The 26,545-nt window shown below is 75.3% G+C and carries 26 protein-coding genes; 10 read left to right on the top strand and 16 right to left on the bottom strand.

All coding sequences use genetic code 11. From position 1 onward, the window contains the following. Positions 1-82: 82 nt before the first annotated feature. Positions 83-2,119: a bifunctional glycosyltransferase 87/phosphatase PAP2 family protein gene (locus tag ACIP4O_RS08730; protein WP_401573900.1), complete on the top strand. Its 2,037-nt coding sequence runs from the start codon at positions 83-85 to the stop codon at positions 2,117-2,119. An 82-nt stretch (positions 2,120-2,201) separates the two neighbouring features. After that, positions 2,202-2,630, top strand: coding sequence for a carboxymuconolactone decarboxylase family protein (locus ACIP4O_RS08735; protein WP_401573032.1), 429 nt, complete (start codon positions 2,202-2,204; stop codon positions 2,628-2,630). A gap of 35 nt (positions 2,631-2,665) precedes the next feature. Here ACIP4O_RS08735 and ACIP4O_RS08740 read toward each other — a convergent pair whose 3' ends face one another. Further along, positions 2,666-3,805 carry an FAD-dependent oxidoreductase gene (locus ACIP4O_RS08740; protein WP_401573034.1) on the bottom strand — a complete coding sequence of 380 codons (1,140 nt, stop codon included), beginning with the start codon at positions 3,803-3,805 and terminating at the stop codon, positions 2,666-2,668. 132 nt (positions 3,806-3,937) lie between these two features. On the opposite strand from ACIP4O_RS08740, the gene ACIP4O_RS08745 reads away from it, so the two are divergent. Then, positions 3,938-4,639, top strand: a complete 702-nt coding sequence (locus tag ACIP4O_RS08745) for a TetR/AcrR family transcriptional regulator (RefSeq protein ID WP_401573036.1) — start codon at positions 3,938-3,940, stop codon at positions 4,637-4,639. Positions 4,640-4,754: 115 nt separating this feature from the next. On the opposite strand, the gene ACIP4O_RS08750 is transcribed toward ACIP4O_RS08745, so the two are convergent. From ACIP4O_RS08750 to ACIP4O_RS08775, 6 genes are all read right to left on the bottom strand, one after another. Continuing rightward, positions 4,755-5,255: a transglycosylase SLT domain-containing protein gene (locus tag ACIP4O_RS08750; RefSeq protein ID WP_401573038.1), complete on the bottom strand. Its 501-nt coding sequence runs from the start codon at positions 5,253-5,255 to the stop codon at positions 4,755-4,757. Between the two features lie 267 nt (positions 5,256-5,522). After that, positions 5,523-6,413, bottom strand: coding sequence for an ECF transporter S component (locus ACIP4O_RS08755; RefSeq protein ID WP_401573040.1), 891 nt, complete (start codon positions 6,411-6,413; stop codon positions 5,523-5,525). Beyond that, complete coding sequence (locus ACIP4O_RS08760) at positions 6,410-8,188, bottom strand: ABC transporter ATP-binding protein (protein ID WP_401573042.1); 1,779 nt, start codon at positions 8,186-8,188, stop codon at positions 6,410-6,412. The genes ACIP4O_RS08755 and ACIP4O_RS08760 overlap by 4 nt, the downstream gene beginning before the upstream one ends. Then, complete coding sequence (locus tag ACIP4O_RS08765) at positions 8,185-9,366, bottom strand: energy-coupling factor transporter transmembrane component T (protein ID WP_401573902.1); 1,182 nt, start codon at positions 9,364-9,366, stop codon at positions 8,185-8,187. Before ACIP4O_RS08765 ends, ACIP4O_RS08760 begins: the two co-directional genes overlap by 4 nt. Further along, on the bottom strand, positions 9,363-10,040 hold the full coding sequence (locus ACIP4O_RS08770; protein ID WP_401573044.1) for an SCO2322 family protein: 678 nt from the start codon (positions 10,038-10,040) through the stop codon (positions 9,363-9,365). Before ACIP4O_RS08770 ends, ACIP4O_RS08765 begins: the two co-directional genes overlap by 4 nt. After that, complete coding sequence (locus ACIP4O_RS08775) at positions 10,037-11,326, bottom strand: prenyltransferase/squalene oxidase repeat-containing protein (protein WP_401573046.1); 1,290 nt, start codon at positions 11,324-11,326, stop codon at positions 10,037-10,039. Before ACIP4O_RS08775 ends, ACIP4O_RS08770 begins: the two co-directional genes overlap by 4 nt. A gap of 326 nt (positions 11,327-11,652) precedes the next feature. Here ACIP4O_RS08775 and ACIP4O_RS08780 point away from each other — a divergent pair, with 326 nt between their 5' ends. The 3 genes from ACIP4O_RS08780 to ACIP4O_RS08790 are packed head-to-tail and all read left to right on the top strand — an operon-like array spanning position 11,653 to position 14,893. Next, positions 11,653-13,053, top strand: coding sequence for a glycosyltransferase family 4 protein (locus ACIP4O_RS08780; protein ID WP_401573904.1), 1,401 nt, complete (start codon positions 11,653-11,655; stop codon positions 13,051-13,053). Then, positions 13,047-13,811: a class I SAM-dependent methyltransferase gene (locus ACIP4O_RS08785; RefSeq protein WP_361330058.1), complete on the top strand. Its 765-nt coding sequence runs from the start codon at positions 13,047-13,049 to the stop codon at positions 13,809-13,811. The genes ACIP4O_RS08780 and ACIP4O_RS08785 overlap by 7 nt, the downstream gene beginning before the upstream one ends. Beyond that, positions 13,808-14,893, top strand: coding sequence for a prenyltransferase (locus ACIP4O_RS08790; RefSeq protein ID WP_401573048.1), 1,086 nt, complete (start codon positions 13,808-13,810; stop codon positions 14,891-14,893). The genes ACIP4O_RS08785 and ACIP4O_RS08790 overlap by 4 nt, the downstream gene beginning before the upstream one ends. 12 nt (positions 14,894-14,905) lie before the next feature. Here the strand turns inward: ACIP4O_RS08790 and ACIP4O_RS08795 are convergent, their stop codons facing one another. From ACIP4O_RS08795 to ACIP4O_RS08825, 7 genes are all read right to left on the bottom strand, one after another. Then, positions 14,906-15,187 (bottom strand): hypothetical protein, encoded by a 282-nt coding sequence (locus ACIP4O_RS08795; protein ID WP_401573050.1) that lies wholly within the window; start codon positions 15,185-15,187, stop codon positions 14,906-14,908. Between the two features lie 95 nt (positions 15,188-15,282). Continuing rightward, positions 15,283-16,149 carry a hypothetical protein gene (locus ACIP4O_RS08800; protein ID WP_401573052.1) on the bottom strand — a complete coding sequence of 289 codons (867 nt, stop codon included), beginning with the start codon at positions 16,147-16,149 and terminating at the stop codon, positions 15,283-15,285. A gap of 170 nt (positions 16,150-16,319) precedes the next feature. Beyond that, complete coding sequence (locus ACIP4O_RS08805) at positions 16,320-17,234, bottom strand: N-acetylmuramoyl-L-alanine amidase (RefSeq protein ID WP_401573054.1); 915 nt, start codon at positions 17,232-17,234, stop codon at positions 16,320-16,322. A 35-nt stretch (positions 17,235-17,269) separates the two neighbouring features. Continuing rightward, a complete protein-coding gene (locus ACIP4O_RS08810; protein WP_401573056.1) occupies positions 17,270-17,920 on the bottom strand; it encodes a class I SAM-dependent methyltransferase in 651 nt (216 codons plus the stop codon). Positions 17,921-18,059: 139 nt separating this feature from the next. Next, positions 18,060-18,527: a type II toxin-antitoxin system VapC family toxin gene (locus ACIP4O_RS08815; protein WP_401573058.1), complete on the bottom strand. Its 468-nt coding sequence runs from the start codon at positions 18,525-18,527 to the stop codon at positions 18,060-18,062. Beyond that, complete coding sequence (locus ACIP4O_RS08820; RefSeq protein ID WP_401573060.1) at positions 18,517-18,786, bottom strand: type II toxin-antitoxin system Phd/YefM family antitoxin; 270 nt, start codon at positions 18,784-18,786, stop codon at positions 18,517-18,519. The genes ACIP4O_RS08815 and ACIP4O_RS08820 overlap by 11 nt, the downstream gene beginning before the upstream one ends. A 51-nt stretch (positions 18,787-18,837) precedes the next feature. Further along, positions 18,838-20,619: an MFS transporter gene (locus ACIP4O_RS08825; protein WP_401573062.1), complete on the bottom strand. Its 1,782-nt coding sequence runs from the start codon at positions 20,617-20,619 to the stop codon at positions 18,838-18,840. Between the two features lie 177 nt (positions 20,620-20,796). On the opposite strand from ACIP4O_RS08825, the gene ACIP4O_RS08830 reads away from it, so the two are divergent. Continuing rightward, the gene (locus tag ACIP4O_RS08830; protein ID WP_401573064.1) at positions 20,797-21,642 is read left to right on the top strand and encodes a MaoC/PaaZ C-terminal domain-containing protein; all 846 of its coding nucleotides are present in this window, start codon (positions 20,797-20,799) and stop codon (positions 21,640-21,642) included. Positions 21,643-21,724: 82 nt separating this feature from the next. Here the strand turns inward: ACIP4O_RS08830 and ACIP4O_RS08835 are convergent, their stop codons facing one another. Further along, positions 21,725-21,916, bottom strand: a complete 192-nt coding sequence (locus ACIP4O_RS08835; RefSeq protein WP_401573066.1) for a hypothetical protein — start codon at positions 21,914-21,916, stop codon at positions 21,725-21,727. Positions 21,917-22,014: 98 nt separating this feature from the next. Then, entirely contained in the window at positions 22,015-24,024 is a 2,010-nt protein-coding gene (locus tag ACIP4O_RS08840) for a hypothetical protein (RefSeq protein ID WP_401573068.1), read from the bottom strand. A gap of 196 nt (positions 24,025-24,220) precedes the next feature. On the opposite strand from ACIP4O_RS08840, the gene ACIP4O_RS08845 reads away from it, so the two are divergent. From ACIP4O_RS08845 to ACIP4O_RS08855, 3 genes are read left to right on the top strand one after another with little or no spacing between them, the layout of a single operon-like run. Next, entirely contained in the window at positions 24,221-25,060 is an 840-nt protein-coding gene (locus ACIP4O_RS08845; protein WP_401573070.1) for a Nif3-like dinuclear metal center hexameric protein, read from the top strand. Next, positions 25,057-25,800 (top strand): zinc ribbon domain-containing protein, encoded by a 744-nt coding sequence (locus ACIP4O_RS08850; protein ID WP_401573906.1) that lies wholly within the window; start codon positions 25,057-25,059, stop codon positions 25,798-25,800. Before ACIP4O_RS08845 ends, ACIP4O_RS08850 begins: the two co-directional genes overlap by 4 nt. Beyond that, positions 25,797-26,474: a histidine phosphatase family protein gene (locus ACIP4O_RS08855; RefSeq protein ID WP_401573072.1), complete on the top strand. Its 678-nt coding sequence runs from the start codon at positions 25,797-25,799 to the stop codon at positions 26,472-26,474. Before ACIP4O_RS08850 ends, ACIP4O_RS08855 begins: the two co-directional genes overlap by 4 nt. The last annotated feature ends 71 nt before the right edge of the window (positions 26,475-26,545 follow it).

Below are 26,545 nucleotides of genomic sequence, written 5' to 3' on the forward strand. Positions count from 1 at the left end.
GGGCCGGGACGTGCCGGACAACGACGAGCGGGGCGGGAGGCCACACGACGTGGCGAATGCGGAGCGGAGCGGGACGGACGGGATGTTCGGTCCCGGCGGTCCTGACGGTGTCAGGGCCCGGATGCGGGTCCTCTGCGTCGTGCTGTGGGCCGCCGCCGCGGCACTGGTGGTACGGCAGCTCACGGCCGTCCTGCGGCTGCCTCCCGGGGACCGGCTGACCGACCTGGAGACATGGGTCGGCCCGCAGGGCGTCCTCCACGTCTCCGGCTCCCTGTACGACACCGGGAGCTTCACGGGGTCCCCCTTCGCCGGGCTCGTCCTCAAGCCGCTGCGCGAGGCCGCGCAGGACACCCTCGGCGTGCTGTGGACGGTGGCCAGCCTCCTGCTCGTCGTCGTGCTCGGCCTCGTCGTCGCGCGGGCGGTGCCCCGGCCCCGTTCGCACTCCCGCCTCGTACCGCTGCTCGTCGCGCCCGTCGCGATCTGTCTCTTCCTCGTCTCGCTCCCGGTGCGCAACGCCTTCCACACCGGGCAGCTCAGCATCCTCCCCGTCCTCCTCGTCGTCCTCGGCTGCTTCGCCGTGCGCAAGGACGTCCCGGCCGGAATCCTCATCGGCCTCGCGGCGGCCCTCCAGCCGACGATGCTGCTCTTCGCGCCGCTCCTGTGGCTCACCGGCCGCCGCCGCGCGGGCCTCTCCACGCTCGCCACCTTCCTCGCCGGCACCGCGCTCGCCTGGATCGCCCAGCCGCACGACTCGTGGACCTACTGGGTGCACCACATCGCGGGCGCGGGGCTCGGCTCCAGCGACGAACTCGCCAACCAGTCGCTGCACGGCGCGCTCCTGCGCTTCGGCCTGCACGGTCCCGCCGAGCTGGCCCTCTACGCCGTGCTCGCGCTCCTCGTCGTCTACGGGGGGCTGCGCCGCGCGGTGCGGTACGCGGCGGACGGGCAGCCGCTCCTCGCCGTGGCGATCACCGGCTGCGTCGCCGTCGCGATCTCGCCGACCAGCTGGCAGCACCAGATGCTGTGGGTCCTGCTCACCGCCGTCGGCCGCGTCGGCACCAAGGCGGCGGACCGGTACGTGTGGCCCGTCGCCGTCGTGCTCGCGCTCTCGCTCACCCCCAAGGTGCTGCTGCCGAACATGGCGAGCCTCGACCCGATCACGCAGAACATCATCCTCATCGCGGCCCTCGCCGCCGCCTGCGTCGTGCCCTTCCTCAGCACCTCCGCGCCCGCCTACGAGCACCCCGTCCCGACCATCCCCCTGCCGCGCCGCCCCGCCCGCTGGTCCTGGGTGCCGCTGCTCCCCGTGTGGCGCTGGGTCGCCCGGCGTCCCAACCTGCTCCTCGAACTGCTCCTCATCCGCGTCGGCTACGCCGCGTACTCCGAGGTCCGCAAGGCCGCGCGCGGCGGCCGGGCCACCGCCGAGGACCACGGGGACATCGTCCACAGCATCGAGAAGTTCCTCCACATCGACGTCGAGCACTGGGCCAACCACGCCGTCGTGAAGGTCTCCTGGCTGGAGGACTTCTTCAACTTCTACTACGAGTCCTTCCACTTCGTCGTCCCGCTCAGCGTCCTCGCGATCCTCTACATCCGCCGTCCCGCCGAGTACCGGTGGGCGCGCAGCGCGCTCGGCTTCGCGACGCTCCTCGCGCTCCTCGGCTTCTGGCTCTTCCCGCTCGCCCCGCCGCGCCTCATGCCGACGCTCGGCTTCATCGACACCGTCCACGGCGTGCAGGACTTCAGCAAGCCGGACTACGGGACGCTCACCGCCGTCACCAACCAGTACGCCGCGATGCCGTCGCTGCACTTCGGGTGGTCGCTGTGGTGCGGGCTCGTGATCGCGATCCTCGCGCCGAAGTGGTGGATGAAGGCGCTGGGCCTGCTGCACCCGTTGTTCACGGTCTCGGCGATCGTGGCGACGGGGAACCACTGGGTGCTGGACGCGGTGGGCGGGGCCACGGTGGTGGGGCTCGGGTTCGGGATCACGTATGCCCTGGCGGGGCCGCGGGGGCGGACCAGGGGCGCGGGGATGGCGGCGGAGCCCTCAGCGGGCGGGGAGCCGGATGCGGGGGCTCCGCCCCCACGCCCCCGCTCCTCTGTTGCTGGAGGGGCTTGATCATCGGGGCTTGCCTTTGAGTGGGCTCCAGCCCCTACCGTCCTCGGCGACGGCTCAGCGAACGACGAGAGGATGGCCCATCATGGCGGAGCAGGCGGCCTGGAGGACCCCCGAGGAGCGGCACGCGCGGGGGCTGGACGTGCTGAAGAGCGTGGACGGGAGCATCGGCGAGAAGGTCGTCGAGTCGCTCGCCGACGTGAGCCCCGAACTGGGGCGGCAGGTCGTCGGCTGGGCCTTCGGCGAGATCTACGACCGCCCCGGCCTCGTCCCGCGCGACCGCCAGCTCGTCACCCTCGGCGTCCTCACCGCGCTCGGCGGCTGCGAGCCCCAGCTCGAAGTCCACATCAACGCCGCGCTCAACACCGGGCTCGGCCCCGAGGAGATCACCGAGGCACTGCTCCACGCCGCCGTCTACTGCGGAATCCCGAAGGCCCTCAACGCGACCTTCGTAGCGAAGAGGGTCTTCGGGGAGCGCGGCCTGCTGCCGGTGGGTGGCGAACCCACCGGCTGAGGAGGCCGGGCCCGGCTCAGGACGCCGGTTCCCGCTCAGGACTCCCCGTCCTGGCCCGTGATCAGGCGCAGGAAGCGCTGCGGGGTGTCCGGGCCGAACATCAGCTCGTGGATGAGGCTCGCCTGCCCGGCCTCCTCGTGGCTGCGCGGGAAGACGTCGCGCTCGTACGCGGCGAGCGCGGCCTCCGTGTCGTCCGGGTGCGCCGCGAGCGCCTTGCCCAGCTCGGCGCCGTCGAACATCGCCAGGTTGGCGCCCTCGCCCGAGGGGATCATGAGGTGCGCGGCGTCACCGATCAGCGTGACGCCGGGGACCCGCTCCCAGCGGTGGTCGGCGGGCAGCGTGTACAGCGGGCGGAGTACGGGGTCCGTCTCGCCGTCCGTGATGAGGGCGGTCAGCTCGGGGGCCCAGCCCTCGAACTCCCTCATCAGCCCCGCCTTGACGGACTCCGGGTCGTCGAAGCCGAGTGCCTCGAACCACTCCAGGGGGCGCTGGAGCGCCACGTACGTGTGGAGCCTGCCGCTCGCCTCGCGGTGGGCCTGGATGCCCTTGCCGGGCACGAGCGAGAACGCCGCGCCGGCGCCGACCGCCTTCGCCGCCGCGGGGTGGCGCGTGTCGGCCTCGTACAGGTACGTCTCGACGAAGGACGTGCCGGTGTAGGCGGGCTTCGCGGCCGACAGGAGCGGGCGCACCCGCGACCAGGCGCCGTCCGCGCCGACGAGCAGCGCGGTCTCGACCGCCGTGCCGTTGGCGAAGCTCACCTCGTGGCGCCCGCCGCCGAGCGCGCGCACCCCGGTGACCTTGTGGCCCCAGCGCACCGTGCCCTCCGGCAGCGAGTCCAGGAGCACCTGCCGCAGCTCGCCGCGCTGCACCTCGGGACGGGTGTCGCTGCCGTCGTCCTCCTCCTCCAGCAGGACGGACCCGTCCGGGGTGAGCGCGCGCGAGGCCGCGTGCCCCGCCAGGATGATCGCGCGGAACTCCTCGGTGAGCCCGGCGGCGGCGAGGGCGGCCTGCCCGTTGTTCTCGTGGATGTCGAGCATGCCGCCCTGGGAACGGGACGTGGGCGACGCCTCCGCCTCGTAGACCGTGGACGGGATGCCGTGGAGGTGCAGGACGCGGGCGAGCGTGAGTCCGCCGAGTCCCGCGCCGATGATGCTGACGTGCGTGTGCGTCGTCATGGCGGGCTCCTTCGCAGTCGTCCGGAACGCCGTCCGGAGAGCATGGAATGTCGTTCCATTCCCACTCTGGAACAGCATTCCAGCATAGTCAAGCTGGAATGCTGTTCCAGAGTGGTGTGTCAGGATGGGGCCATGACGAAGAGGACCGCGCGCGCCGAGCCGCTCTCGCGCGAACGCATCGTCCGGACCGCCATCGAACTGCTCGACGCGGCAGGCGCGCGGAAACTCACCTTCCGGGCCCTGACGGAGCGGCTCTCGACGGGTCCCGGGGCGATCTACTGGCACGTGGCGAACAAGGACGAGCTGCTCGGCGCGGCGACGGACGCGGTCGTCGCGGACGCCGTCTCCGTCGAGCCCGTCGCCGGTGACGCGCCCCGCGAGGCCGTCCGCTCCGTCGCGCTCGGTCTCTACGAGGCGACCGAGGCGCACCCCTGGCTCGCGACCCAGCTCGCGACGCAGTTCGCGCGCGAGCCGTGGGGCTCCGTGGCACCGAGGATCTTCGAGGCGCTGGGGCGGCAGGTGCGGGCGCTGGGGGTGCCCGAGAGCGGCTGGTTCACGGCCACGTCGGCGCTCATGCACTACATCTTCGGCGTCGCGGGGCAGAACGCGGCGAACAGCGACATGGCCGGTGGCCTGCCGGAGGGCGAGACCCGCGCCGAGTTCCTGGAGGCCGCCTCGCGCGCCTGGGAGGCCCTCGACCCTGCCGCGTACCCCTTCACCCGCGCCGTCGCCGACCAGATCCGCGACCACGACGACCGCGAGCAGTTCCTCGCGGGCGTCGATCTCGTCCTTGCGGGGATCGTCGCGTCGGCGTCGGGGGCCGCGCGGGAGTAGGGGCCGGGCACGGCCCGAGGTCGGGGGCCTCGCGGGGGTCCTCGGTACGACGAAGCCGCCGCCACCCGGGTGGGGGTGGCGGCGGCTTCGGTCGCGCGCGGCCGGGCGGTGCGGCTCAGTACCAGTGGTGCGCCTGCCAGAAGTCCCAGGCGGCGGCCGGGCTGCCGTAGCGCTCGGTCATGTAGTGGATGCCCCACTTGACCTGCGTCCCGGCGTTCTCGTGCCAGTCGGCGCCGGCGGACGCCATCTTGTCGCCGGGCAGGGCCTGGACCAGGCCGTAGGCGCCCGAGGAGGCGTTGGTGGCGTGCGGGTTCCAGCCGCTCTCGTGCGACACGATCCGGTCGAACGCCGCGAACTGGCGGGCATCGGGCAGCAGCTTCTTCGCGAGCGCCTTCGCCGAGGTGGCGTCGGTGGCCTTCGCGGTGCTCGCGCTCTTCGCCGTGCTCGCGCTCTTCGCGGCGCTCATGACCGTCGCGGCGTGCGGGGCCGGTGCGGCGGCGTGCGAGGCGGGGGCGCCGGAGAGGGCCATCCCGGCCGCACCGCCCACGAGGGCGGCACCGGTCACGAACTGCTGGGGGACGCGGGCGAGACGGAGGACGGTGGCGGGGAAGGGCATGCGCACGGAGGAGACCTGACGTCGGGGACGAGGGGCCGGGGCGCGGACCGTGGAGCGGGGGGACCGTGAGGCGGTGCTCCGCTCAGGGAGCGGCGGGTACCGCACCCGGCGACGTCTCCCGTTGTAGGCGGACGGCGGCGCGGCGGGCAAAGAGCGGCGGTACTACGTCCGCTAGGAGGTGCGGAGAAATATCGGTTATGCACCTCCGGTCCTCCGGCCCCCGCCTACTAAGCCGGTACGTGTGCGAGCCACGTCACGTGCGCCGCCTCACCTTTCGGCCCCCTCTCCCTCACCAGGCGTGGGCGTGGGCCCACCCACCGCGAAGGAGACCTCCGGTTCGAACGCCGCCCTGCGGGTCGCGCGGCGCAGCGCCTTCAGGACGGCGGGCCCCAGCGTCAGGCTGAGCACCGCCGTGAGCGCGGCGCGGGGCAGGTCCCAGCCGAGCGAGGTGGCGAGGCAGTAGGCGAGGAAGCGGCTCAGGTTCGTGCCGAGCGGGTCGCCCGGCACGTACGAGACGCCTGTCGACAGGCCGCCGAGGTAGGGCCAGCCCTGGAGGTTCATGACGAAGCCGTACGCGAGCGCCGCGAGCGCCCCGTACCCCGCCAGGACCAACCGCTCCCGCCTGCCGCGCAGCGACCGCGCCCCCGGCAGCAGGCCCGCGCCGCCCGACACCCAGCCCATCGCGAGCATCTGGAACGGCAGCCAGGGGCCGACGCCTCCGGTCAGCAGCGCCGAGGCGAACATCGACACCGCGCCGAGGACGAAGCCGAAACCGGGGCCGAGCACCCGTCCCGCGAGCACCATCAGGAAGAACATCGGCTCGATGCCCGCCGTACCCGCGCCGAGCGGGCGCAGCGCGGCGCCCGCGGCGGCGAGGACACCGAGCATCGCCACGGCCTTCGCGTCCAGGCCCCCGTCCGCGATCGCCGCCACCACGACCGCGAGCAGCAGCGGGAGCAGCGCCGCGAAGAGCCACGGCGCGTCCCCCGAGTGCGCGACACCCGAGCCGGGCGCGGCGAGCAGCGGCCAGCCGAAGGCCATGACCCCGATCACGGTGACGAGCCCGAGCGCAGCGGCGGCGCGGGGCCCGAGGCGCACGGCGCGGGGCGTGTTCCCCGTACGGGCGGCGGTGCTCCCCGTACGGTCGGTGCCGCTCATCGCGCCACCGCCCCCTCGGAGCCGAGCGCCTCGGCGACCTGCCGCACCGTGAGCCAGGCCGCGCCCGGCGCGAGGATCTTCGCGGTCTGCGGGGCGAAGAGCGGCGAGGCCACGACGACCTCGGCGGCCGGGCCGTCCGCGACGACCTCGCCCTCGGCGAGGATGACGACGCGGTGCGCGAGTTCGGCGGCGAGTTCCACGTCGTGCGTCGCGAGGACGATCGCGTGCCCGGCGCGTGCGAGCCCGGTCAGGATGCCGACGAGCCGCGCCTTCGCCGCGTAGTCCAGGCCGCGCGTCGGCTCGTCGAGCAGCAGCAGTGGCGGGCGCGCGGTGAGCACGACGGCGAGGGCGAGCGCGAGCCGCTGGCCCTCGGAGAGATCACGCGGGTGCGTCGCCTCGGGCACGTCCGGCAGCAGTTCGCGCACGAGGTCCCGGCACGTGCCGGGCGCCGCGCCCGCGTCCGCGTCGGCGGCGGCGCACTCGGCGGCGACCGTGTCCGCGTACAGGAGGTCGCGCGGCTCCTGCGGTACGAGCCCGACGCGCCGGATCAGCCGCGCGGGCGCGAGCGCGCGCGGCGACTCGCCGCCGACCGTCACGGATCCGGCCGTCGGCGCGAGCAGCCCGACGAGACACGAGAGCAACGTGGACTTCCCCGCCCCGTTGCGCCCCATGAGCGCGACGGTCTCGCCGCCCCGCACGGTCAGCTCGACCCCCCGCAGCGCCCGCACGGCCCCCCGGCTGACCGCGAGCCCCCGCACCCGGGCCGCCTCGGCGCCGAGAGGGGCGGACCCCGGGGCGACGGCCCCCTCGGCGGGGCGACGGCGCAACACGCGGTCGAGCAGGCGGGGACGGGGAGCGCGGGGGCGCTCGGTGGCGGGCGGTTGCTCCGGGGCGGGTGGCTGCTCGGCGGGGCGCGGCTGCTCCGGGGCGGCGTACGGGCCCGCCGCCCCCGGCTCCAGCCCGCTCAGCCGCTCGCGCAGGTCCCCGGCCATGCGGCGGGCGTCCCGCACCGACAGCGGCAACGGCTCCCAGCCGGCCACGCGACCGAGCGAAACGACTGGGGGAAAGACCGGTGAGACGGCCATGACCTCGCGCGGGGTGCCCGTGACGGGCCGCGCGCCGAGCGCCTCGATCAGGATCACGCGGTCCGCGTACTGGACGACGCGTTCGAGGCGGTGCTCGGCCATCAGGACCGTCGTGCCGAGGTCGTCGACGAGGCGGCGCAGGACCGCGAGGACCTCCTCGGCCGCGCCCGGGTCGAGCGCCGAGGTCGGCTCGTCCAGGACGAGGACGCGCGGGTGCGGGGTGAGGACGGAGCCGATCGCGAGGCGCTGGCGCTGGCCGCCCGAGAGCGTCGCGAGCGGACGGTCGCGCAGTTCGTGCAGGCCGAGGAGGTCGAGGGTCTCCTCGACGCGGCGGCGCATCACGGCGGGGGCGAGGCCCAGGGACTCCATGCCGTAGGCGAGTTCGTCCTCGACCGTGTCGGTCACGAAGTGCGCGAGCGGGTCCTGCCCCACCGTGCCGACCACGTCGGCCAGCTCGCGCGGCTTGTGGAGCCGCGTATCGCGCCCCGCGACCGTGACCCGGCCGCCGAGCGTCCCGCCGGTGAAGTGCGGCACGAGCCCCGAGACCGTGCCGAGCAGCGTCGACTTGCCCACCCCCGAAGGCCCCACGAGGAGCGCCAGTTCGCCCTCGGGCACGCTCAGGTCGACGCCCGCGAGCGCGGGCGCCGCGGCCTCGGCGTAGGTGACGGAGACGTTGTCGAAACGGATCACGGTGCGGGCTCCGGGGCGGTACGGGTCAGGGGCGGCGCGGGCGGCGCGGCGAGGGCCGGGACGAGTCCGACGAGCACGGCGAGCGCGGGCCACAGCGGCAGGACGGGCGCGAGGAGCGGCACCACCCCGGGGTGCAGCGCGGGATCATCCGCGAGCAGGACGAGCAGCGCGGCGACCGCGACCCCCGAGCCCGCCACGAGCCACGCCCGCACCCCCCAGGGGTCGGGACGGTAGCGGCTGCGCACCGCGCGCCGCCCGCCGAGCCACAGCCCGCCCGCCGCCGCGAGCACCCCGGCCCCGAGCAGCGGGAGGCCGTAGCCCGCGCCGGTGTCGGCGAGGAGCGCGTACGTACCCGCGCAGACCCCGAGCAGCCCCCCGAGCGTCAGCGCGGCGGTCGTGCGGCGCACCGCGCGCGGCACCGAGGCGGTACGGCCGTAGCCGCGCGCGTCCATCGCCGCGGCGAGCGAGACCGAGCGCTCCAGCGCGCCCTCCAGCACCGGCAGCCCCACCTGGAGCAGCCCGCGCAGGCCCCGGTCGGGCCGCCCGCGCAGGCGCCGCGCCGCGCGCAGCCTGCGCACGTCCGCGACGAGGTGCGGTGCGAAGGTCATCGCGACGACGACGGCGAGTCCGGCCTCGTAGAGCGCGCCCGGCAGCGACTTCAGGAGCCGTACCGGACTCGCGAGGGCGTTCGCCGCGCCCACGCACACCAGGAGCGTCGCGAGCCGCAACGCGTCGTAGAAGGCGAAGAGCACCCCCTCCGCCGTCACGCGCCCCCCGAGCCGCACCCCTTGCGCCCAGTCGGGCAGCGGGATCTCGGGGAGCGTGAGGAGCGTGTGGGTGCCCGGGATCGGGGACCCGAGCAGGACCGCGAAGGCGAGCCGGATGACGAGCACGACCGCCGCGAGCCGCAGGAAGGCGCCGTAGGCGCGCGCCCACGGCGCCTCGGTGCGGCGCGCGGCGACGACGTAGCTCGCGACACCGACGAGGAGCGCGAGGAGCAGCGGGTTCGTGGTCCGGGTCGCGGCGGCGGCGAGCCCGAGCGCCCACACCCACCAGGCCCCGGCGTGCAGGGGCGGGAAGTCGCGGCGCGAAGGGGCGGGGTCCGTACGGGTGCGGCGCGCGGGGTCCGGACGCCCCGCCGTGCCTCCTGCCGTGCCCCCCGTCGTCCGGCCGCTCACGGCCGCCGTCGGCGGCGGGTCTGCCACACGGTCCCCGCCGCGAGCACGACGAGCAGGCCGAGACCGGCGAGGACGCCGACGGAGGGGCCGCCGCCGTCCCCGTGCGCCTTCCCCGAGGGGGCCGTCTCCGAGGGGGCCGTCTTCGAGGGGGCCGTCTTCGAGGGCGCCGCCACCTGCTCGCCGCAGCCGTGGCGCGGGTAGTCCGCGATGCCGCACAGGAGCGCCGAGGCGTCGTAGCGCAGCGGCTTCGCGACGGCGGCGAGCGCGTCGGCGGTGCTCGCGTCCTCGGGGACCCGGGCGCAGGCGGTACGGGCCGGGGGCGGCCGCTCGCCGGACGGCGCGTCCGCCGCCGTGCCGAAGTCGATGACGAGCCCCACGCGCTTGCGGCCCGCCCGCGCCTTCGTGCCCGCGCAGATGGCGGCGAAGTCCGCCGTCTCGCGCGGCCGGGTCGCGTCGTCCGCGTCCTCGCTCACCGCGAAGCGGAAACCGGCCACGTCGCCGTCGCCGGGGCGCGCGAGCGCGGGGCCACGGGTCGCGTACTGCCACGCGCCCGCGTCCGTACGCTCCCAGAACGACCAGTACCGGTACGCGCTCGCGGCCGACGCGGGCGCGGCGAGGCCGAGGACGCAGGCGAGCGCGGTCAGCAGGAGGAGGACGTGGCGGGGGACGGTCACCGCGAGGAGTTCCTCTTGTTGCGGCTGCTCAGCAGGAAGCCGATCCCGGCCCCCGCCGCGAGGCCGACGCCCACGAACCACCACGGGCTCGACCCGCCGCCGTCGTCCTTCTCCTTCTTGCCGGACTCCTCGCCCTTCTCGTTCTCGCCGGACTCCTTCGCCCGTACGGTCGTGCCCGCGACCGTCTTCCCGCTCGGTCCCGTCGCCGCGAGCTTCGCGGGCAGGTCGCGGCCCACGAAGTCGGCCGGGTCGGCGCCGGTCGCGTGTGCGGCGAGGATGAGCTGGGACCACGCGGCGGGGCCCGTCTTCTCGGCCCACGCGGGGCCCTCGGACCGGAGCCAGCCGACCGCCTCGCGCGCCTCCTCGGGCATCCCGGCCGCCGCGAGCGCGACGGCGGTGTCCGCGGTGTTCCCCGGGTCCGGCTTCGGCTTCGCGCCCGGCAGCGCCGTCGTCACGGCGCCGTTCTCGCCGAGTACGCCGCCGAGCCAGACGGCGCCGTTGCGCGCGGCGTCCTTTGCCGTACGGGGCGTCTCGCAGCCCACGCTCCCGCCGCGCTCCTCGTGCGGCGCGGCGACCACGAAGCCCGCTCCGTAGCCGGCCGTGACGGCGGCCGCGGTCGCGTCGGTGTTCGCGACGAGCGAGCCGTCCTTCTCGGGCTGGAACGCGAAGGCGCTCCCGGCCTTGCCCGGCGACTGCTTCGCGTCGCACTTCAGCGCGAGGGAGAGCAGCGCGTCCTCGGCGGACTTCCCGCCCTTCGTCACATCGGCCGGCCTCACGCCGAGCGCGCGCAGCGCGCCGAGCACGACGGAGGTCGAGTTCGCGTCGGACGGCGAACCGGCCGTGTATCCCCAGCCGCCGTCCTTGTTCTGCGCGGACTTCAGCCACGAGAGGGCCTTCTCGGCCTCCGCCCGGTGCCCGCCGATCGCCGCGAACGCCTGGATCGCCGCGCCCGTCTGGTTCGTGTCCACCTGCTCCTTCGGCCCGCAGTCCGCCGCGGGCTTCGCGCGGTAGGGAGCGAAGGAGCCGTCCGCGCACTGCTGCGCCACGAGCCAGTCCACCGCCTTCACCGGCAGCTTCCGGCCCGCCGCGTCGAGCGCGACGAGGGACAGGGACTGCCGCCACACCCCGTCGTACGTGGGGTCCTGCGTCCCGAAGAGCCCTTCGGCGGGGCCGGGCGAGGCGGCGGGCGCCCCGGTGGCGGGCGTCGCGGCGGCGGGCGTCGCGGCGAGAGCGAGTGCGCCGGCGGCGACGAGGGGGACGGCGGCGGCGAGGCGGCGGAGGTTCATGCGGGCGGCTCCTGGCGGGGCGCGCCTGGCCGGGGGCGCGGGAATCGGGGGCGCGGGGGATTTCGGGGCCGCACCACTTTAGCTGGCGGGGGGTTTCGGCGGCTTTGGCGGGCAGGCCCCCGGACGGGGCCCCGCCCCATGGTGCGTGCGGGCCGCACCCGCCGCCGCCCGCCCTGACGTGCTCTTCGTCACCTGACGCACCCGGTGTCCCCCCGAGGCTACTTGCCGGTAGATTCTGGGGGCGGACGACGATCAAGGGGAACTTGTTCGGTTTTGCAGTCCCGGCGTAGGCTCGCCGGACGTTCAGGAAAGAGAGGGTGCCTGGAGTGACCGCCGAGGCCCTGGGTGCCCGCGCCGGACTCGATCGCCCGCTGCGCATCGCCCTGCTCACGTACAAGGGAAACCCTTTCTGCGGGGGGCAGGGCGTCTACGTGCGCCACCTCTCGCGCGAACTCGCCCGGCTCGGGCACGAGGTCGAGGTGCTCGGCTCCCAGCCGTACCCCGTACTCGACGAGGGCGTCCCGCTCACCGAGGTCGCGAGCCTCGACCTCTACCGCCAGCCCGACCCCTTCCGCACCCCGCGCCGCGAGGAGTACCGGGACTGGGTCGACGCCCTGGAGGTCGCCACGATGTGGACCGGTGGCTTCCCCGAACCCCTCACCTTCAGCCTCCGCGCGCGCCGCCATCTCGCGGCCAGGCGCGGCGCCTTCGACGTCGTGCACGACAACCAGACGCTCGGCTACGGGCTGCTCGGCGGCCCCCGTGCGCTCGGCGCCCCGCTCGTCACGACGATCCACCACCCCATCACGGTCGACCGGCAACTCGACCTCGCCGCCGCCGAGGGCTTCAAGCGGCAGCTCTCGGTGCGCCGCTGGTACGGGTTCACGCGGATGCAGAAGCGGGTCGCGCGGCGGCTGCCCTCGGTCCTCACCGTCTCGGGCACCTCGCGCGCCGAGATCGTCCGCCACCTCGGCGTCGACCCGCGCCGCGTCCACGTCGTGCACATCGGCGCCGACACCGACCTCTTCTCGCCCGATCCCTCCGTGCCCGAGGTCCCCGGCCGGATCGTGACCACGTCGAGCGCCGATGTCCCGCTCAAGGGCCTCGTGCACCTCGTCGAGGCGCTCGCCAAGATCCGGACCGAGCACCCCGAGGCGCACCTCGTCGTCGTCGGAAAGCGCGCCGAGGACGGCCCCGTCGCGCGCGCCATCGAGAAGTACGGGCTCGGGCACGCCGTCGAGTTCGTCAAGGGCGTCACCGACGCGGAACTCGTCGACCTCGTGCGCTCGGCGCAGATCGGTTGCGTGCCCTCGCTCTACGAGGGCTTCTCGCTGCCCGCCGCCGAGGCGATGGCCACCGGGACGCCGCTCGTCGCGACGACCGGCGGCGCCATCCCCGAGGTCGCCGGGCAGGACGGCGAGACGTGCCTCGCGGTACCCCCCGGCGAGGCGGGGGCGCTCGCGCAGGCCCTCGGACGGCTCCTCGGCGACGCGGACCTGCGCCGCAGGCTCGGCGCGGCGGGCCGCGCCCGCGTCCTGGAGCGCTTCACGTGGGCGCGCGCGGCCGAGGGCACGGCGGAGCGGTACCGGGCGGCGCTCACCCGCACCCCCGCCTCCCGCCCCGTACGGCCGCTCACCCCCCGGGCCACCGACTCCCCGGCGCGGACCCCCGCCGTCCCCGCCCGCGAAACCGCCACCCCCGACCGCGAAAGCAGGTCCTCGTGCTGACCGTCGACTTCACCCGTTTCCCGCTCGCCCCGGGCGACCGCGTGCTCGACCTGGGCTGCGGAGCCGGGCGGCACGCCTTCGAGTGCTACCGGCGCGGGGCGCGGGTCGTGGCCCTGGACCAGAACCGGGAGGAGATCCGCGAGGTCGCCAAGTGGTTCGCGGCCATGGAGGAGGCGGGCGAGGCCCCGGCGGGGGCCACCGCGACGGCGATGGAGGGCGACGCGCTCGCGCTGCCCTTCCCCGACGCGTCCTTCGACGTCGTGATCATCTCCGAGGTCATGGAGCACATCCCCGACGACAAGGGCGTGCTCGCCGAGATGGTCCGCGTCCTCAAGCCCGGCGGGCGGATCGCGGTCACGGTGCCGCGCCACTTCCCGGAGAAGATCTGCTGGTCGCTCTCGGACGCGTACCACGAGGTCGAGGGCGGGCACATCCGCATCTACAAGGCCACCGAACTCGCCGCCAAGATGCGCGGCGCGGGCCTGCGCCCCTACGGCGCCCACCACGCGCACGCGCTGCACAGCCCGTACTGGTGGCTCAAGTGCGCCTTCGGCGTCGACAACGACAAGGCGCTCCCGGTGCGCGCGTACCACAAGCTCCTCGTCTGGGACATCATGAAGAAGCCCCGCACGACCCGGTACACCGAGCACTTCCTCAACCCGCTGCTCGGCAAGAGCTTCGTGGCGTACGCGACGAAGCCGCACCTTCCCCACGACGCCGCGCCGACGGCCGACGACGCCGCGCGCACCGCCGTATGACGACGCCCCGTACCGAGCCTCTGACGCTGCCCGGCGTCCTCACCGCCGACGAGGCGCGCGCCACGGTCGCCGCCCTCCTCGGGCAGCAGCGCGAGGACGGGGCGCTGCCCTGGTTCCGCGGCCACCACCTCGATCCCTGGGACCACACCGAGGCCGCGATGGCGCTCGACGCGGCCGGGGAGCACGAGGCGGCGGCCCGCGCGTACGCGTGGCTCGCCCGCCACCAAAACCCGGACGGCTCCTGGTACGCGGCCTACCACGACGGTGACTTCGAGCGGCCCACCGACCGCGCGCGCGAGTCCAACTTCTGCGCGTACGTGGCGGTCGGCACGTACCACCACTGGCTCGCGACCGGCGATACCGCCTTCCGCGAGGCGATGTGGCCGGTCGTGAAGGCCGCGCTCGGCTTCGTGCTCGGGCTCCAGCAGCCCGGCGGTGAGATCGGCTGGAAGCGCGAGGCGGACGGCACCCCCGTCACGGACGCGCTCCTGACCGGCTCCTCCTCCGTCCTGCACGCCCTGCGCTGCGGCCTCGCGCTCGCCGCCGCCCGCGGCGAGGCGCAACCCGACTGGGAACTCGCCGCCGGGGAACTGCGCCACGCGATCCGCCACCACCCCGAGCGCTTCCTCGACAAGAGCCGCTACTCGATGGACTGGTACTACCCCGTCCTCGGCGGCGCGCTCGACGGCGCGGAGGCGAAGGCGCGGCTCGGCGCACGCTGGGACGAGTTCGTCGTGCCGGGCCTCGGCTGCCGCTGCGTCGTGCCCAACCCGTGGGTCACGGGCGGCGAGAGCGCCGAACTCGCCCTCGCCCTGTGGGCGGTGGGCGAGCCGGAGCGCGCCGCCGCGATCCTGCGGGACCTCGGGCGGCTGCGGGACGCGGACACGGGCCTGTACTGGACGGGGTACGTGTACGAGGACGACGCGCTGTGGCCGCTTGAGCAGACGACGTGGACGGCGGGGGCGCTGCTCCTCGCGGTGGCGGCCCTTGCCGGGGAGCCCGCGACGTGCGGGGTGTTCGGGGTGGCGGAACTCCCGTACGGGATAGGCGAGCCGGCCGTGGCGTGCCGCTGCGGGAGCTGAGCTCCCGGCGACTCAGCGGGAGATGCGCCCCGCCGCCGCGTGGCCGATCGCCAGGTAGACGACCGCCGCCAGGCCGTAGCCGCAGACGACTCGCGCCCACTCCTTGTCGAAGGTGAACAGGTCGCGCGACCAGCCCGCGAGCCAGGCGGCGGCGTCGTGCACCCACTGCACGAGGTCGTTGCTCCGGTTCGCGTCCAGGAGATACATCAGTATCCAGACGATGATGATGGCGGCCACGACATCGGCGACGAGCGCGATGATCCGGCCGATCGGGGAACCGCTTCTGGTGGACATGGCCACCGTATTACCGCTTGTGCATGGGTGAAACGGGGCCGGGGACAGGCCACTTGAGACCTGTCCCCGGCGAAGGGCCCGTGCGGGCGCGCGGATCAGCCGCGCTGGATGCCCGTCGTGTCGCGCAGGACGCCGCGCTTGCCGTCCTGGGTCTGGGCCACGAGGTCCTGGCCGCGCTGGTCGACCGCCAAGTACCAAGTGCCCGGGGTCAGTTCGGCGATCGGTGTGGGCGTGCCGTCCTCGCCGTAGATCGGGCGCGGGACGGGGACGGCGAACCAGAACGGGGCGAACTCGGCGGGCTGCGCGGCGGCGGGCGGCGGGGTCGCGCCGGCCTGCGGCTGCGGCTGCCCCGCGGCGGGCTGCCCCGCGCCCGGGTAGCCGTACCCGGGCTGCTGCTGACCGGCGCCCGGGTACCCGTAACCGGGCTGCTGCTGCTGGCCCGTGCCCGGGTAGCCGTAGCCCGTCTGGCCCTGCTGCTGCCCGTAGGGCTGCGGCCGCGCGGGACGCGGGGCGGGGACGAGCGGGCCCTTGAGAGCGGGGACGAGGGGGCTCGCGAGGGCGGCGGCGGCGAGGACGAGGGCGGCGACGAGGCCGAGGACGAGGCCGGAGCCCGCCCCGATGCTCGCCACGCTCTGGACGTCGCTGAAGGAGCCCAGCGGGTCGAGGACCGTCCACAGCGCGGTCCAGGCGGCGAAGACCGTCAGGGCGGCGCCGAGCTGGCCGAGGTCCAGGCCGAGCACCTTGCGCGGCTGCGGCAGCAGCCTCGTGAGGATGACGAGCGCGGCCCCGATGACCCCGGCAAGGTAGACACTCATCAGGAGCCCGAGACTGTCCCAGGCGTTGGGGACGCTGGTGCAACTGTCGCTGTCGCAGGAGAAGGTGGCGAGGAACGAGGCGATGAACAGCACCACCGCGGCCACGATCACCACCCCGTCGCCTCTGGTCAGAGAGCGGATGTTCACGTCGTCAGGTCCTTCGTCGGCAGTGGTCGGCGAGCCGGGGCGTGCTCACCGCCGACCGTGGGTCCACCAGGTCCGTACGGCAGAGATCCCCCGAGCTCCCGAGGACCATACCGCCACAGGCCCGGGCCCGTCCGGCGGCCCTGCGCGCCCACCCCGGCACCACAGCGTCCTCACGACTTCTCCCCGGCGTCCTCGGTCAGGTACGCGGCGACCCCCGCCGCGATCCCGCGCGCGGCGCGCTCCCGCCACCGCGCGCTGGTCAGCAGCCCCGCGTCCCGCGTGTCGCGCATGTTCCCGCACTCCAGGAACACCTTCGGTACGCGGCTGAGGTTGAGGCCACCGAGATCGGAACGGGTGTCAAGGCCCGTACCGCCGTTGATGTACGTGGCGGGCGAGGTGTCCGTGGCCTTCGCGAAGGACGCGGCGAGGCGGGTGCCGAGGTCGTGCGAGGGCGCGGTGATCGCCCGGGTATCGGCCTTCCCCGCGTGCACGGCGCCCGGCATGATCACGTGGAAGCCGCGCGCCCCGGCGGGGGCGCCGTCCGCGTGCACCGAGACGGCCGCGTCCGCCTCCGCCTCGTTGCCGATCTCGGCGCGCTCGTCCACGCAGGGCCCGAACTCCCGGTCCCCGTCGTGCGTGAGCCGCACCTCGGCGCCCTGCGCGCGCAGCAGCTTCCGCGCCCTGCGCACGACGTCGAGCGTGAACTCGGCCTCCGGGTAACCGGCGTTGGTCTCCGTCCCCGTCGTATCGCACTCCTTGCGCCCGTTGCCCACGTCGACCTGGCGGTTGATGTCGGCGGTGTGGAGGCGGTTCCTGACGTTGTGCCCCGGGTCGAGGACGACGACCTTGCCGCTCAGCGGCCCGCGCGGGGACGGGGAGGGGCTGGGGGCAGCGCTCGTACGTACGGGGGCCGCCTTGGCGTCGTCGCCCCCCGTACCGCCCCCGTCGCCGCCCCCGCGGCCGGCGACGCCGTACCCGATGCCCCCCGCGAGCAGGAGGACGGGGACGGCGACGGCTGAGACGGTGAGCAGCCGCCGGGAGCGGGGCGGTCGGCTGGACGGCGGGGCGGCGGGGGAGTTGGACACGCCCGCGAGGATAGGGGGTCCGCCGCGGTGCCCGCTCAGCGGCGCCGCAGCACCCGCAGCGAGTCCACCGTCCGGACCTCCTCGAAGTCGCCCGATGCGACCGCGCGCAGCCAGATCCGGTACGGGGCCTGCCCGCCGTCGGCCGGGTCGGGGAACACGTCGTGGATGACGAGGAGGCCGCCGGGGGCCAGGTGCGGGGCCCAGCCCTCGTAGTCGGCGTTCGCGTGCGCGTCGGTGTGCCCGCCGTCGACGAAGACGAGCCCGAGCGGCCGCCCCCACACGGCCGCGACCTGCGGCGAGCGACCGACGACGGCGATCACGTGCCCTTCGAGCCCGGCCCGGTGCAGGGTGCGGCGGAAGGCGGGCAGGGTGTCCATGACCCCGAGTTCCGGGTCGACGGTCGCCGGGTCGTGGTACTCCCACCCCGGCTGCTGCTCCTCGCTGCCCCGGTGGTGGTCCACGGTGACGACGGTCACCCCGGCGGTCCGCCCGGCCTCGGCGAGCAGCACCGTCGACCGCCCGCAGTACGTCCCCACCTCCAGCAGGGGCAGCCCCAGCCGCCCCGCCTCGACGGCCGCCGCGTAGAGCGCGAGCCCTTCGTGGACGGGCATGAACCCCTTGGCCCCCTCGAAGGCGGCGAGGACACCGGGGGAGGGGGTGGCGTCGAGGGCGTGCGGCTCGGGCATGACGGAAGTCCTCCAGCGGTACGGGACGAGCGGACCCGCACCGGGACACAAGCGACTGCCTCCGGCGCGGACCCCCCGCATCGTGCCCCACTCCGCCCGCACCCCCGCACACCACCCCCGCACCGGACCGCTCAGGCCGTCACCCCTCGTGAGGCACCTTCGGCCGGGTGACGGGAACGACGGTGAGGAGTTCGTCCAGCCCCTTGAAGTCGCCCGGGTTGGTGGTGAAGAGCGGAAGCCCCTCCGCCACGGCGATGGCGGCGATCATCAGGTCGGCCACCCGGCGACGCGGCTTGCGGCCCGCGCCGATCACCGCGGCGCAGATCCGGCCGTAGACGCGGGCGGCCTCCGCGTCGAACGGGATGGGGTCGAACTCGTTCTCGGCACGCTGGAGCACGTCGAGGCGCCGGGCACGCTCGGCGTGTTCGTCGTAGTCGCCCTGTTCGTCGTTGCGGCGGACCTCGTGCGGGCCCGCGGACAGCTCCGCCAGGGTGACAGAGGTGATCGCCATCTCGTCCGGCAGCTCTTCGGGCGCCACCCACCTCCGCAGGATCATGATGTTGGTGTCGAGGAGCCCTTGCGCGTAGGGCGGGCGGTCACCGGGCATAGGGGTCGTCCGGCGCGGTGTCGGCGGTGGCCTCCTGGTCCGCCCTGAACGTCCGTAGGTCGATGCCGGGAGCACTCCTCGACATCGCGGCGAACTCCTCGCGGGAGACGAATCGACGGCGCCGGCGCAGCGGCACGAGCTGGCCGATGGGGTGACCGTCGCGAGTGACGGTGAAGGACTGGCCGCCCTGTATGGCGTCCATGATCTCGCGTGACCTGTTGCGCAGATCCCGCTGGGTGATTTCGGGCTGAACGCTCATACCGGCCAGGGTAATGCGTGGTGGCACAGTGTGCTACGTCGTGCCACGCCTTCAGCCGCTCACCGCCTCCGCCCGCCCGCTGCGGTCCCTGCGGGGGGCCAGGACGAGGGGGACGAGGCGGGTGGTGTGGCCGCCGGGGAAGGAGACGGCGGCGGCGCGCGGGGTGTGGCCCGCGGCGCGGCAGGCGACGACGTAGGGGCCCGCGGTGAAGGCGGGCAGCGCGTAGCGGCCCGCCGTGTCCGTCGTGGTGAGCCCGGCCTGGCGGCCTCGGCGGTCGATCAGCGTCACCGTCGCGCGGGCCACGAGCGCGCCCTCCGCGTCCCGCACCTCGCCGCGGAAGCCGCTGAAGCCGTCCGGGAGGAGGAAGTCGTCCGCCGTGCCCGCGAGCTTCACCAGCGTCAACCGCTCGCCGCCCGCCGCGCGCGGCAGGAACCACGCGAGCACGAGCCCGCCCGCCACGGCGCACAGCGCGATCACGAAGGACGTACGGAAACCGCTCATCGACGGCACCGCGACACCCCCGTGCAGCGTCGCCGAACCCGCCAGCACCATCCCGACCACCGCACTCGACACCGAGGTCCCGATCGACCGCATCAGCGCGTTGAGACCGTTCGCCGCCCCCGTGTCCTCCGGGCGCACGGCCGCGATGATGAGCGCGGGCAGCGAGGAGTACGCGAGTCCGATCCCCGCGCCGACCAGCATCGCGATCAGCACCGTCTGCCAGGCCGCGCCGAGCAGCCCGAGCCCCGCCCCGTACCCGATCCCGATGACGAGGAGCCCGAGCAGCAGCGTCAGGCGCGGCCCGCGCCGCGCGGCGATCCGCGCGTACAGCGGCGCCGTCGCCATCATCGTGAGCCCCAGCGGCGCCACGCACAGGCCCGCCACGACCATCGACTGCCCGAGCCCGTAACCGGTCGCCTCGGGCAACTGGAGGAGCTGCGGAAGGACGAGCGTCACGACGTAGAACGACACCCCGACCATGACCGAGGCCAGGTTCGCGAGCAGCACCTCGCGGCGCGCGCTCGTGCGCAGGTCCACGAGCGGCGCGGCGGCGCGCAGTTCGTACCAGCCCCAGCCGAGCAGCACGAGCACCCCGAGCCCGAAGAGCCCGAGCACCCGCGCCGAGCCCCACCCCCAGTCCGCGCCCTTCGTCACCGGCAGCAGCAGGCACACGAGCCCGAGGCTCAGGCCGAGCGCGCCCGGCAGGTCGAAGCGCCCCGGGGCCCGTACCGAGGCGTCGGGCACGAGCGCCACGACGAGCCCGAGCGAGACCACGCCGAGCCCCCCCGCTAGCAGGAACAGCGCGTGCCAGCCTGCGTGCTGCGCGACGATCGCGGCGAGCGGCAGCGCGAGCCCGCCGCCGACCCCGATCGACGAACTCATGAGCGCCATCGCGCCCCCGAGCCGTTCGCGCGGCAGCACGTCGCGCATGATCCCGATGCCGAGCGGGATCGCGCCCATCGCGAGGCCCTGGAGCGTACGGCCCGCGAGCATCGGCACGAGGGTGTCGGTCAGCGCGCACCCGACCGAGCCCACGATCATCGCGCCCAGCGAGACGAAGAGCATCCGCCGCTTCCCGTACAGGTCGCCGAGCCGCCCGAGCACGGGCGTGGAGACGGCCCCCGCGAGGAGCGTCGAGGTCATGACCCAGGTGGCGTTCGCGGGCGAGGTGTCGAGGAGGTCGGGCAGGTCCTTGATGACGGGGACGAGCAGGGTCTGCATGACGGCGACGGCGATCCCCGCGAAGGCGAGCGCGGCGACGGTCGCGGAGGAACCGCGGGCACCGGCGGGGGACGTGCGGGGTATCCGGGGGCGGTCGTGGGTGTGGGGCATGAGCGGTGCTACCTCCGACCCTTGCGGACTGAAAGTGATCCGGTACGGAGGGTAGTCCGGTGGTTCTCGTACGAACGGGAAACCGGCGGCCCCGGTGGAAGCGGGAGGGGCACGGACCGGACGGAGCGTGCGCCCCCTGAGACGGCGTGTGCGTCGCGTGCGTCAGAATCAAGCCCCATGCCGCTCGACCCCGCCCGCCTCCTGGCCGCGCCACCCCGCGCCCGCACCCTGACCTGGTCCGGAAGGGACGTCCTGCTCTACCACTTGGGCGTCGGCGCCCCGCCGTCCTGCCCGCACTGGACGCTGGAGTCCCGCCTCCGCGTCCTGCCCTCCTTCGCCGTCGTCGCGGGCGGCCAGGACGTCCTCTCCGCCCTGGACCTTCCCGGCGCGGAGAGCGTCGACCGCACCCACGTGCTGCACGGAACGCAGGAGTTGATCCTGCACCGCCCGCTCCCCGCCGAGGGCTCCGCCCATGCCCGTACCGCCGTCACCGAGGTGTACGACAAGGGCTCGGCCGCCGTCCTCGGCATCGGCACCGAGGCGGCCGACGCGGCGGGCCCGCTGTGGACCTCGCGCCAACTCCTCTTCGCACGCGGCGCGGGCGGCTTCGGGGGCGCGCGCGGTCCGGCGCTGCCCAGGCCCCCGCGCACCGCGGGGCCGCCGGACGCCGTCCACCACCTCCCGCTGCGCGAGGACGCCGCCCTCCTCTACCGCCTCAGCGGCGACATGAACCCGCTGCACGCCGACCCCGCCGAGGCGGCGCGCGCCGGTTTCCCGCGCCCGGTGCTCCAGGGTCTGTGCACGTACGGGACCGCCCTGCGCGCCCTCGTCGACACCCTTCTCGACGGGCGCCCCGAGCCCGTACGCCGGTACGCGGCCCGCTTCTCCGGCGTCGTCTTCCCGGGCGAGACACTGGAACTGAGGGGGTGGCGGACGGGCGCGGGACAGGCGCGCGCGGAGGTCGCGGTGCGGGGGACGGAGCGGCTCGCGCTCGCGGACGTGGTCCTGGAGTGGGAGGCGTGAACGAACGAGGGCGGGGCCCGAAGACGCTGGTCGGCGTCTTCGGGCCCCGCCCGTCCTGCTGGTGTCCCCCGGACGACACGCCCTAGGCCGCGGCCCGCTCGTCCTCGAAGAACTCGGCGTGCTCGGTGCCGGGCTTGCGGTGGCGCCCGCCGGGCCGGGTCTCCCCGGCCTCCCCGGCGCGCGCCGCGTTCCCCCGGTGCCGCCCAGGTCCCCCCGCGTCCCCGTTCGGGACGGGCGGTGTCTCGGCGGCCGACTGCTTGCTGATCTCGGTCAACGGAACGTCACCCCGTAGTACTCGTTCACGTGCGCAACAACTACCCCGGGATTTTCTCACGACGCGTCAGTCACATGTTCGGGGGGTCCGGGCCGAGTTCAGCCGTTGAGGGGCGAATCCCGCAGAGGGACGGGACCGGTCGCGGCCCGGCCCGAGGGCGGCGGCGTGGTCCAGGTGATCCCGGAGGGCACGGCGTCGGAGTCCGGCAGGTCACGGGCCGCGGCGGGCTCGTCGGCCGGCACGGGCAGCGCTACGGGCACGGCGCCGCGCGTCACCACGAGCCCCGCCCTTATCGCCGCCCCCGCCGAGCCCAGCCCCCCGGCGAGCGTCGAGGGCCCCGCGACCCCGGAGAACCCGGACACGGCCATGACGGAGAACGCGCCGGTGGCCTGCGGGGGTTCGGGCTCGGGGGCGTCGCCGGACTCGGGAGCGGGGGGAGGGGTGGGTGGTGCGGGTGGTGCGGTTGGTTGGGGCCGGGGCGGGGCGGGCTGGGGGAGTGGGGCGGGGTGGGCGTGTGCGGTGGGCGGCTCGTGGGGCGGGGGTGGTGCCTGCCGCGGCTGCTCGCGCGGAGCGGCGGGCGGGGCCGGCCGGGCGAGCCGCTCGTGCGGTGTCGGCCGCGCCTGCTGTCCGGGCCGCTCGTGCGGTGTGGGCGGTGCTTGCTGTCCGGGCCGCTGCTCGTGCGGTGTCGGCCGTGCCTGCTGTGCGGGCCGCGCCTCCGCGCCGTCCCGCTCACGCGGCTCCGCGGCCTCGGGGCGTGGTCGCCCCGGGGTGACGCGGGGGAGCGGCCGGGTCGCGGAGTCCTCCAGGTCCGCGCCGCGGTCGTGCTCGACGGGCGGGGCGGGGGGGCTGGCGGATGCCGGGGGAGCGGGTGGCGTGGAGGCGGGGCGCGGGGCCGGTACGGAGTGGACGGGCGCCGCCGATTCCGGCGCGCCCACCGCCCCCTCGGCCGCCCCGTCCCGCGCGACCTCGCGCGCCGCGCCGGGCAGCCCCGTACCCCCGCCGTCCCCGGCACGCGGGTCCCGAGGACCGCCCGCGGAGGAGGAGGCGAGAACCACCTCGCCCGTCTCCGAGCCCGAGGGCCACGTGACCCGCGCGAGCCCGCACGGCCCCGTCCCCTCCGCGTACGGCAGGCGCAGCACGCCGTCGCGCGTCCACAGGCCGCCGCCCGTGAGCCAGCCGCGCGGGGCGGGGAGCTGGTGGAGGCGGCGGCCGATGGGGCGCCACACGCCGATCCAGCTGCCGCCCGCCGCGCCGTCCACGCGGAAGGCGACCGCGCTGTGTTCGGGCAGCAGATCCTGCCCCGGCTGCACGGCGAAGGGCGTGAGACGTGCCTCGGACAGGTGCAGGCACTCCGGGAAGCGCACGGGCAGCGCGCTGCCGAGTACCCCCCACCCCAGCCGGTCCTGCCCCGGCGCGTCGGAGCGGACGAGGAGCAGTCCACTGTCCACGTCGGCGCTCAGCAGCCGGTCGTCGCTGCGCTCGGCGATCTGGAGCAGCGGCGAGACCTCGCCCCCGCGTTCGAGGTCGACGGCGACGGCCTTCGTCACGCCGTCCTCGCCCGTGCGGTCCACGGCGAGCATCCGCGCCTCGCGGTCCAGCCACACGCCGCCCGCGCACCGCCCCGGGATCTCCGCGAGGTGCTCGGGCCCGAAGGCGCCGCCCGCGACGAGCCACACGGCCGTCGAGTGCAGCCCCGGAGCGAGCGCGTACACGCGCCCCGGCACGGGGCTCGGCGGGAGCAGCCGCAGCGGCCCCGGCGATCCGTCGGCGCGTACGTGCTCGACGGCGCCGAGCGGAAGCTCGCCCGTGTCCGGCCCGGTCGGGTAGAGCAGGGAGAAATAGTGCATGGGCCCTTCGGGCCGGTGCACCAGGACCCGGCCGTCCGGCAGGGGCTGCGCCTCGGTGCCCGGCGGCTCGGGGCGTGCCACGGGCAGCGGTACGGCGAAGGGCTCCGGCCCGCCGAGCGTCCACCGCTCCACGTGCCGTCCCGCCGTTCCGCCCGTGTCGGGCCCGCCGGGCTGCACGGTCCTGGCGGCATACGAGCCGTCCGCCGCCACCACGAATCCGGGACCCTCACCCTGCGGCCACGCGGTCTCACTGACCGTCATCGCTGCGTCACCTCCGGCGACGAAGCTAGTTTTCACGCGCCCCCACGGCAGCCCAGGACCCCCGACTTCACCCCAACGGGTGGCGAACCGGCGAATCGCCTGACATCCGGGACACCTTGTGCTCAGTCCGTGCTCGCGCCGCTCCTCCCCGTACCGCCCCGGAGGCACCCCGCCCGCTCCCGGTAACCTTGCCCCCGTGCCCCGCCTCTCCGAAGTCACCGCCGCCCTCGACGCCCTCTGGCCTCCGCACCGCGCCGAGTCCTGGGACGCCGTCGGCACCGTCGCCGGAGACCCGGAAGCGCGGGTGAGCCGCGTCCTGTTCGCCGTGGACCCCGTCCACGAGATCGCCGAGGAGGCGATCCGCCTCGGCGCCGACCTCCTCGTCACGCACCACCCCCTCTACCTGCGCGGCACCACGACCGTCTCGGCCGCGACCTCCAAGGGCCGCGTCGTGCACGACCTCATCAAGCACGACATCGCCCTGCACGTCGCGCACACCAACGCCGACGGCGCCGACCCAGGCGTCAGCGACGCCCTCGCGGGCGCGCTCGGCCTGCGCGTCCTCGGCCCGCTCGTACCCGACACCACCGACCCCGAGGACCGCCGCGGCCTCGGCCGCGTCTGCGAGCCCACCCGCCCGCTGACCCTCGGCGCCCTCGCGGAAGCCGCCGCGCGCGCCCTGCCCGCGACCGCGCAGGGCATCCGCCTCGCGGGCGACCCGGAGGCACCGGTCCGCAAGGTCGTCGTGAGCGGCGGCGCGGGCGACAGCCTCTTCGACGCCGTACGGGCCACGGGCGCCGACGCCTTCCTCACCGCCGACCTGCGCCACCACCCGGCCTCCGAGGCCACCGAGCACAGCCCGCTCGGCCTCATCGACGCCGCGCACTGGGCCACCGAGTGGCCCTGGTGCGAGCAGGCCGCCGCACAGCTCGACGAGATCTCCGACCGCCACGGCTGGGAGCTGCGGGTGCACGTCTCGAAGACGGTCACCGACCCCTGGTCCGCACACTTCGATTCCACAGGAGCCCCCAACTGAACGCCGCACCCGCAGACCAGGTCCGCCTGCTCGACCTCCAGGCCCTCGACACCCGTCTCGGCCAGCTCGCCCACCGCAAGGAGTCGCTGCCCGAGCACGCCGAACTGACCGGGCTCGGCAAGGACGCCACGGGCCTGCGCGACCTGCTCGTCGCGGCCCGTACCGAGGAGGGCGACACCGCCCGCGAGCAGACCAAGGCCGAGCAGGACGTCGACCAGGTCCGCACCCGCACGACCCGCGACCAGCAGCGCCTCGACTCCGGCACGGTCACCTCGCCGAAGGACCTGGAGAACCTCCAGCGCGAGATCACCTCGCTCGCCAAGCGCCAGGGCGACCTGGAGGACGTGGTCCTGGAGATCATGGAGCGCCGCGAGTCCGCGCAGTCCCGGGTCACCGAGCTGACCGAGCGCCTCGCCTCCGTCGAGACCCGTATCACCGAGGTCACCGAGCGCCGCGACGCCGCCGCCGCCGAGATCGACGCCGAGGCGGCGACCGTCGCCAAGGAGCGCGCCGTCGTCGCGGGCTCCGTCCCCGACAGCCTCCTCGCCCTCTACGAGAAGCTGCGCGCCCAGCGTGGCGGCGTCGGCGCCGCGCGCCTCTACCAGCGCCGCTGCGAGGGCTGCCAACTGGAGCTGAACATCACCGAGGCGAACGAGGTCAAGGCCGCCAAGCCCGACGCCGTCGTCCGCTGCGAGAACTGCGGGCGCGTCCTGGTCCGCACCTCCGAATCGGGCCTGTGAGCGCGGGGGACGCGGCGCCCGGCGACCGTACGGGCACCGCGTCCCCGCCCCCCGACCTCGGCCCGCCCACGACCTTCCTCCTGCTCCGCCACGGTGCGACGGCGCTCACCGCGCTCGGCCGCTTCTCCGGGAGCGGCGCGCGCGAGGAACCGCCCCTCGCGGACGCGGGACGGGCACAGGCGGCAGCGGTCGCGACGCACCTGCGCGGCACGGCCGTGGACGCCGTCGTCTCCTCGCCCCTGCGCCGCTGCCGCGAGACGGCGGCGGCGCTCGGGCTGCCGTACGCGGTCGAGGAGGACCTGCGCGAGAGCGACTTCGGTACGTGGGAGGGCCTGACCTTCACCGAGGCCCGCGCCCAGGACCCCGACACCTTCGCCGCCTGGCTCGCCGGCCCAGGGGCGGCACCTCCGGGCGGCGAGAGCCTCGCGGACGTCGCGGTCCGCGTCGCGGCGGCCCGCGACCGGCTCCTCGCCGCCCACCGGGGCCGCACCGTGCTGCTCGTCTCGCACGTGACCCCGCTCAAGACGCTGCTGCGCCTCGCGCTCGGCGCCCCGCCCGCGTCCCTCTTCCGCATGGACCTGGACCCCGCCTCGCTCTCCGCGCTCGCGGTGTGGGGCGACGGCAACACGAGCGTGCGGTACCTCAACAGCACGGCGCACCTGCCGCCCGGCTGAGCGCCGGGGGAGGTGCGCGGTGGGGGGTGCGGCGTGCGGGGTGTGCCGTGTGGGGTGCGGCGTGCGGGGGT

Source organism: Streptomyces sp. NPDC088923 (assembly GCF_044749745.1).
Lineage (GTDB): Bacteria > Actinomycetota > Actinomycetes > Streptomycetales > Streptomycetaceae > Streptomyces.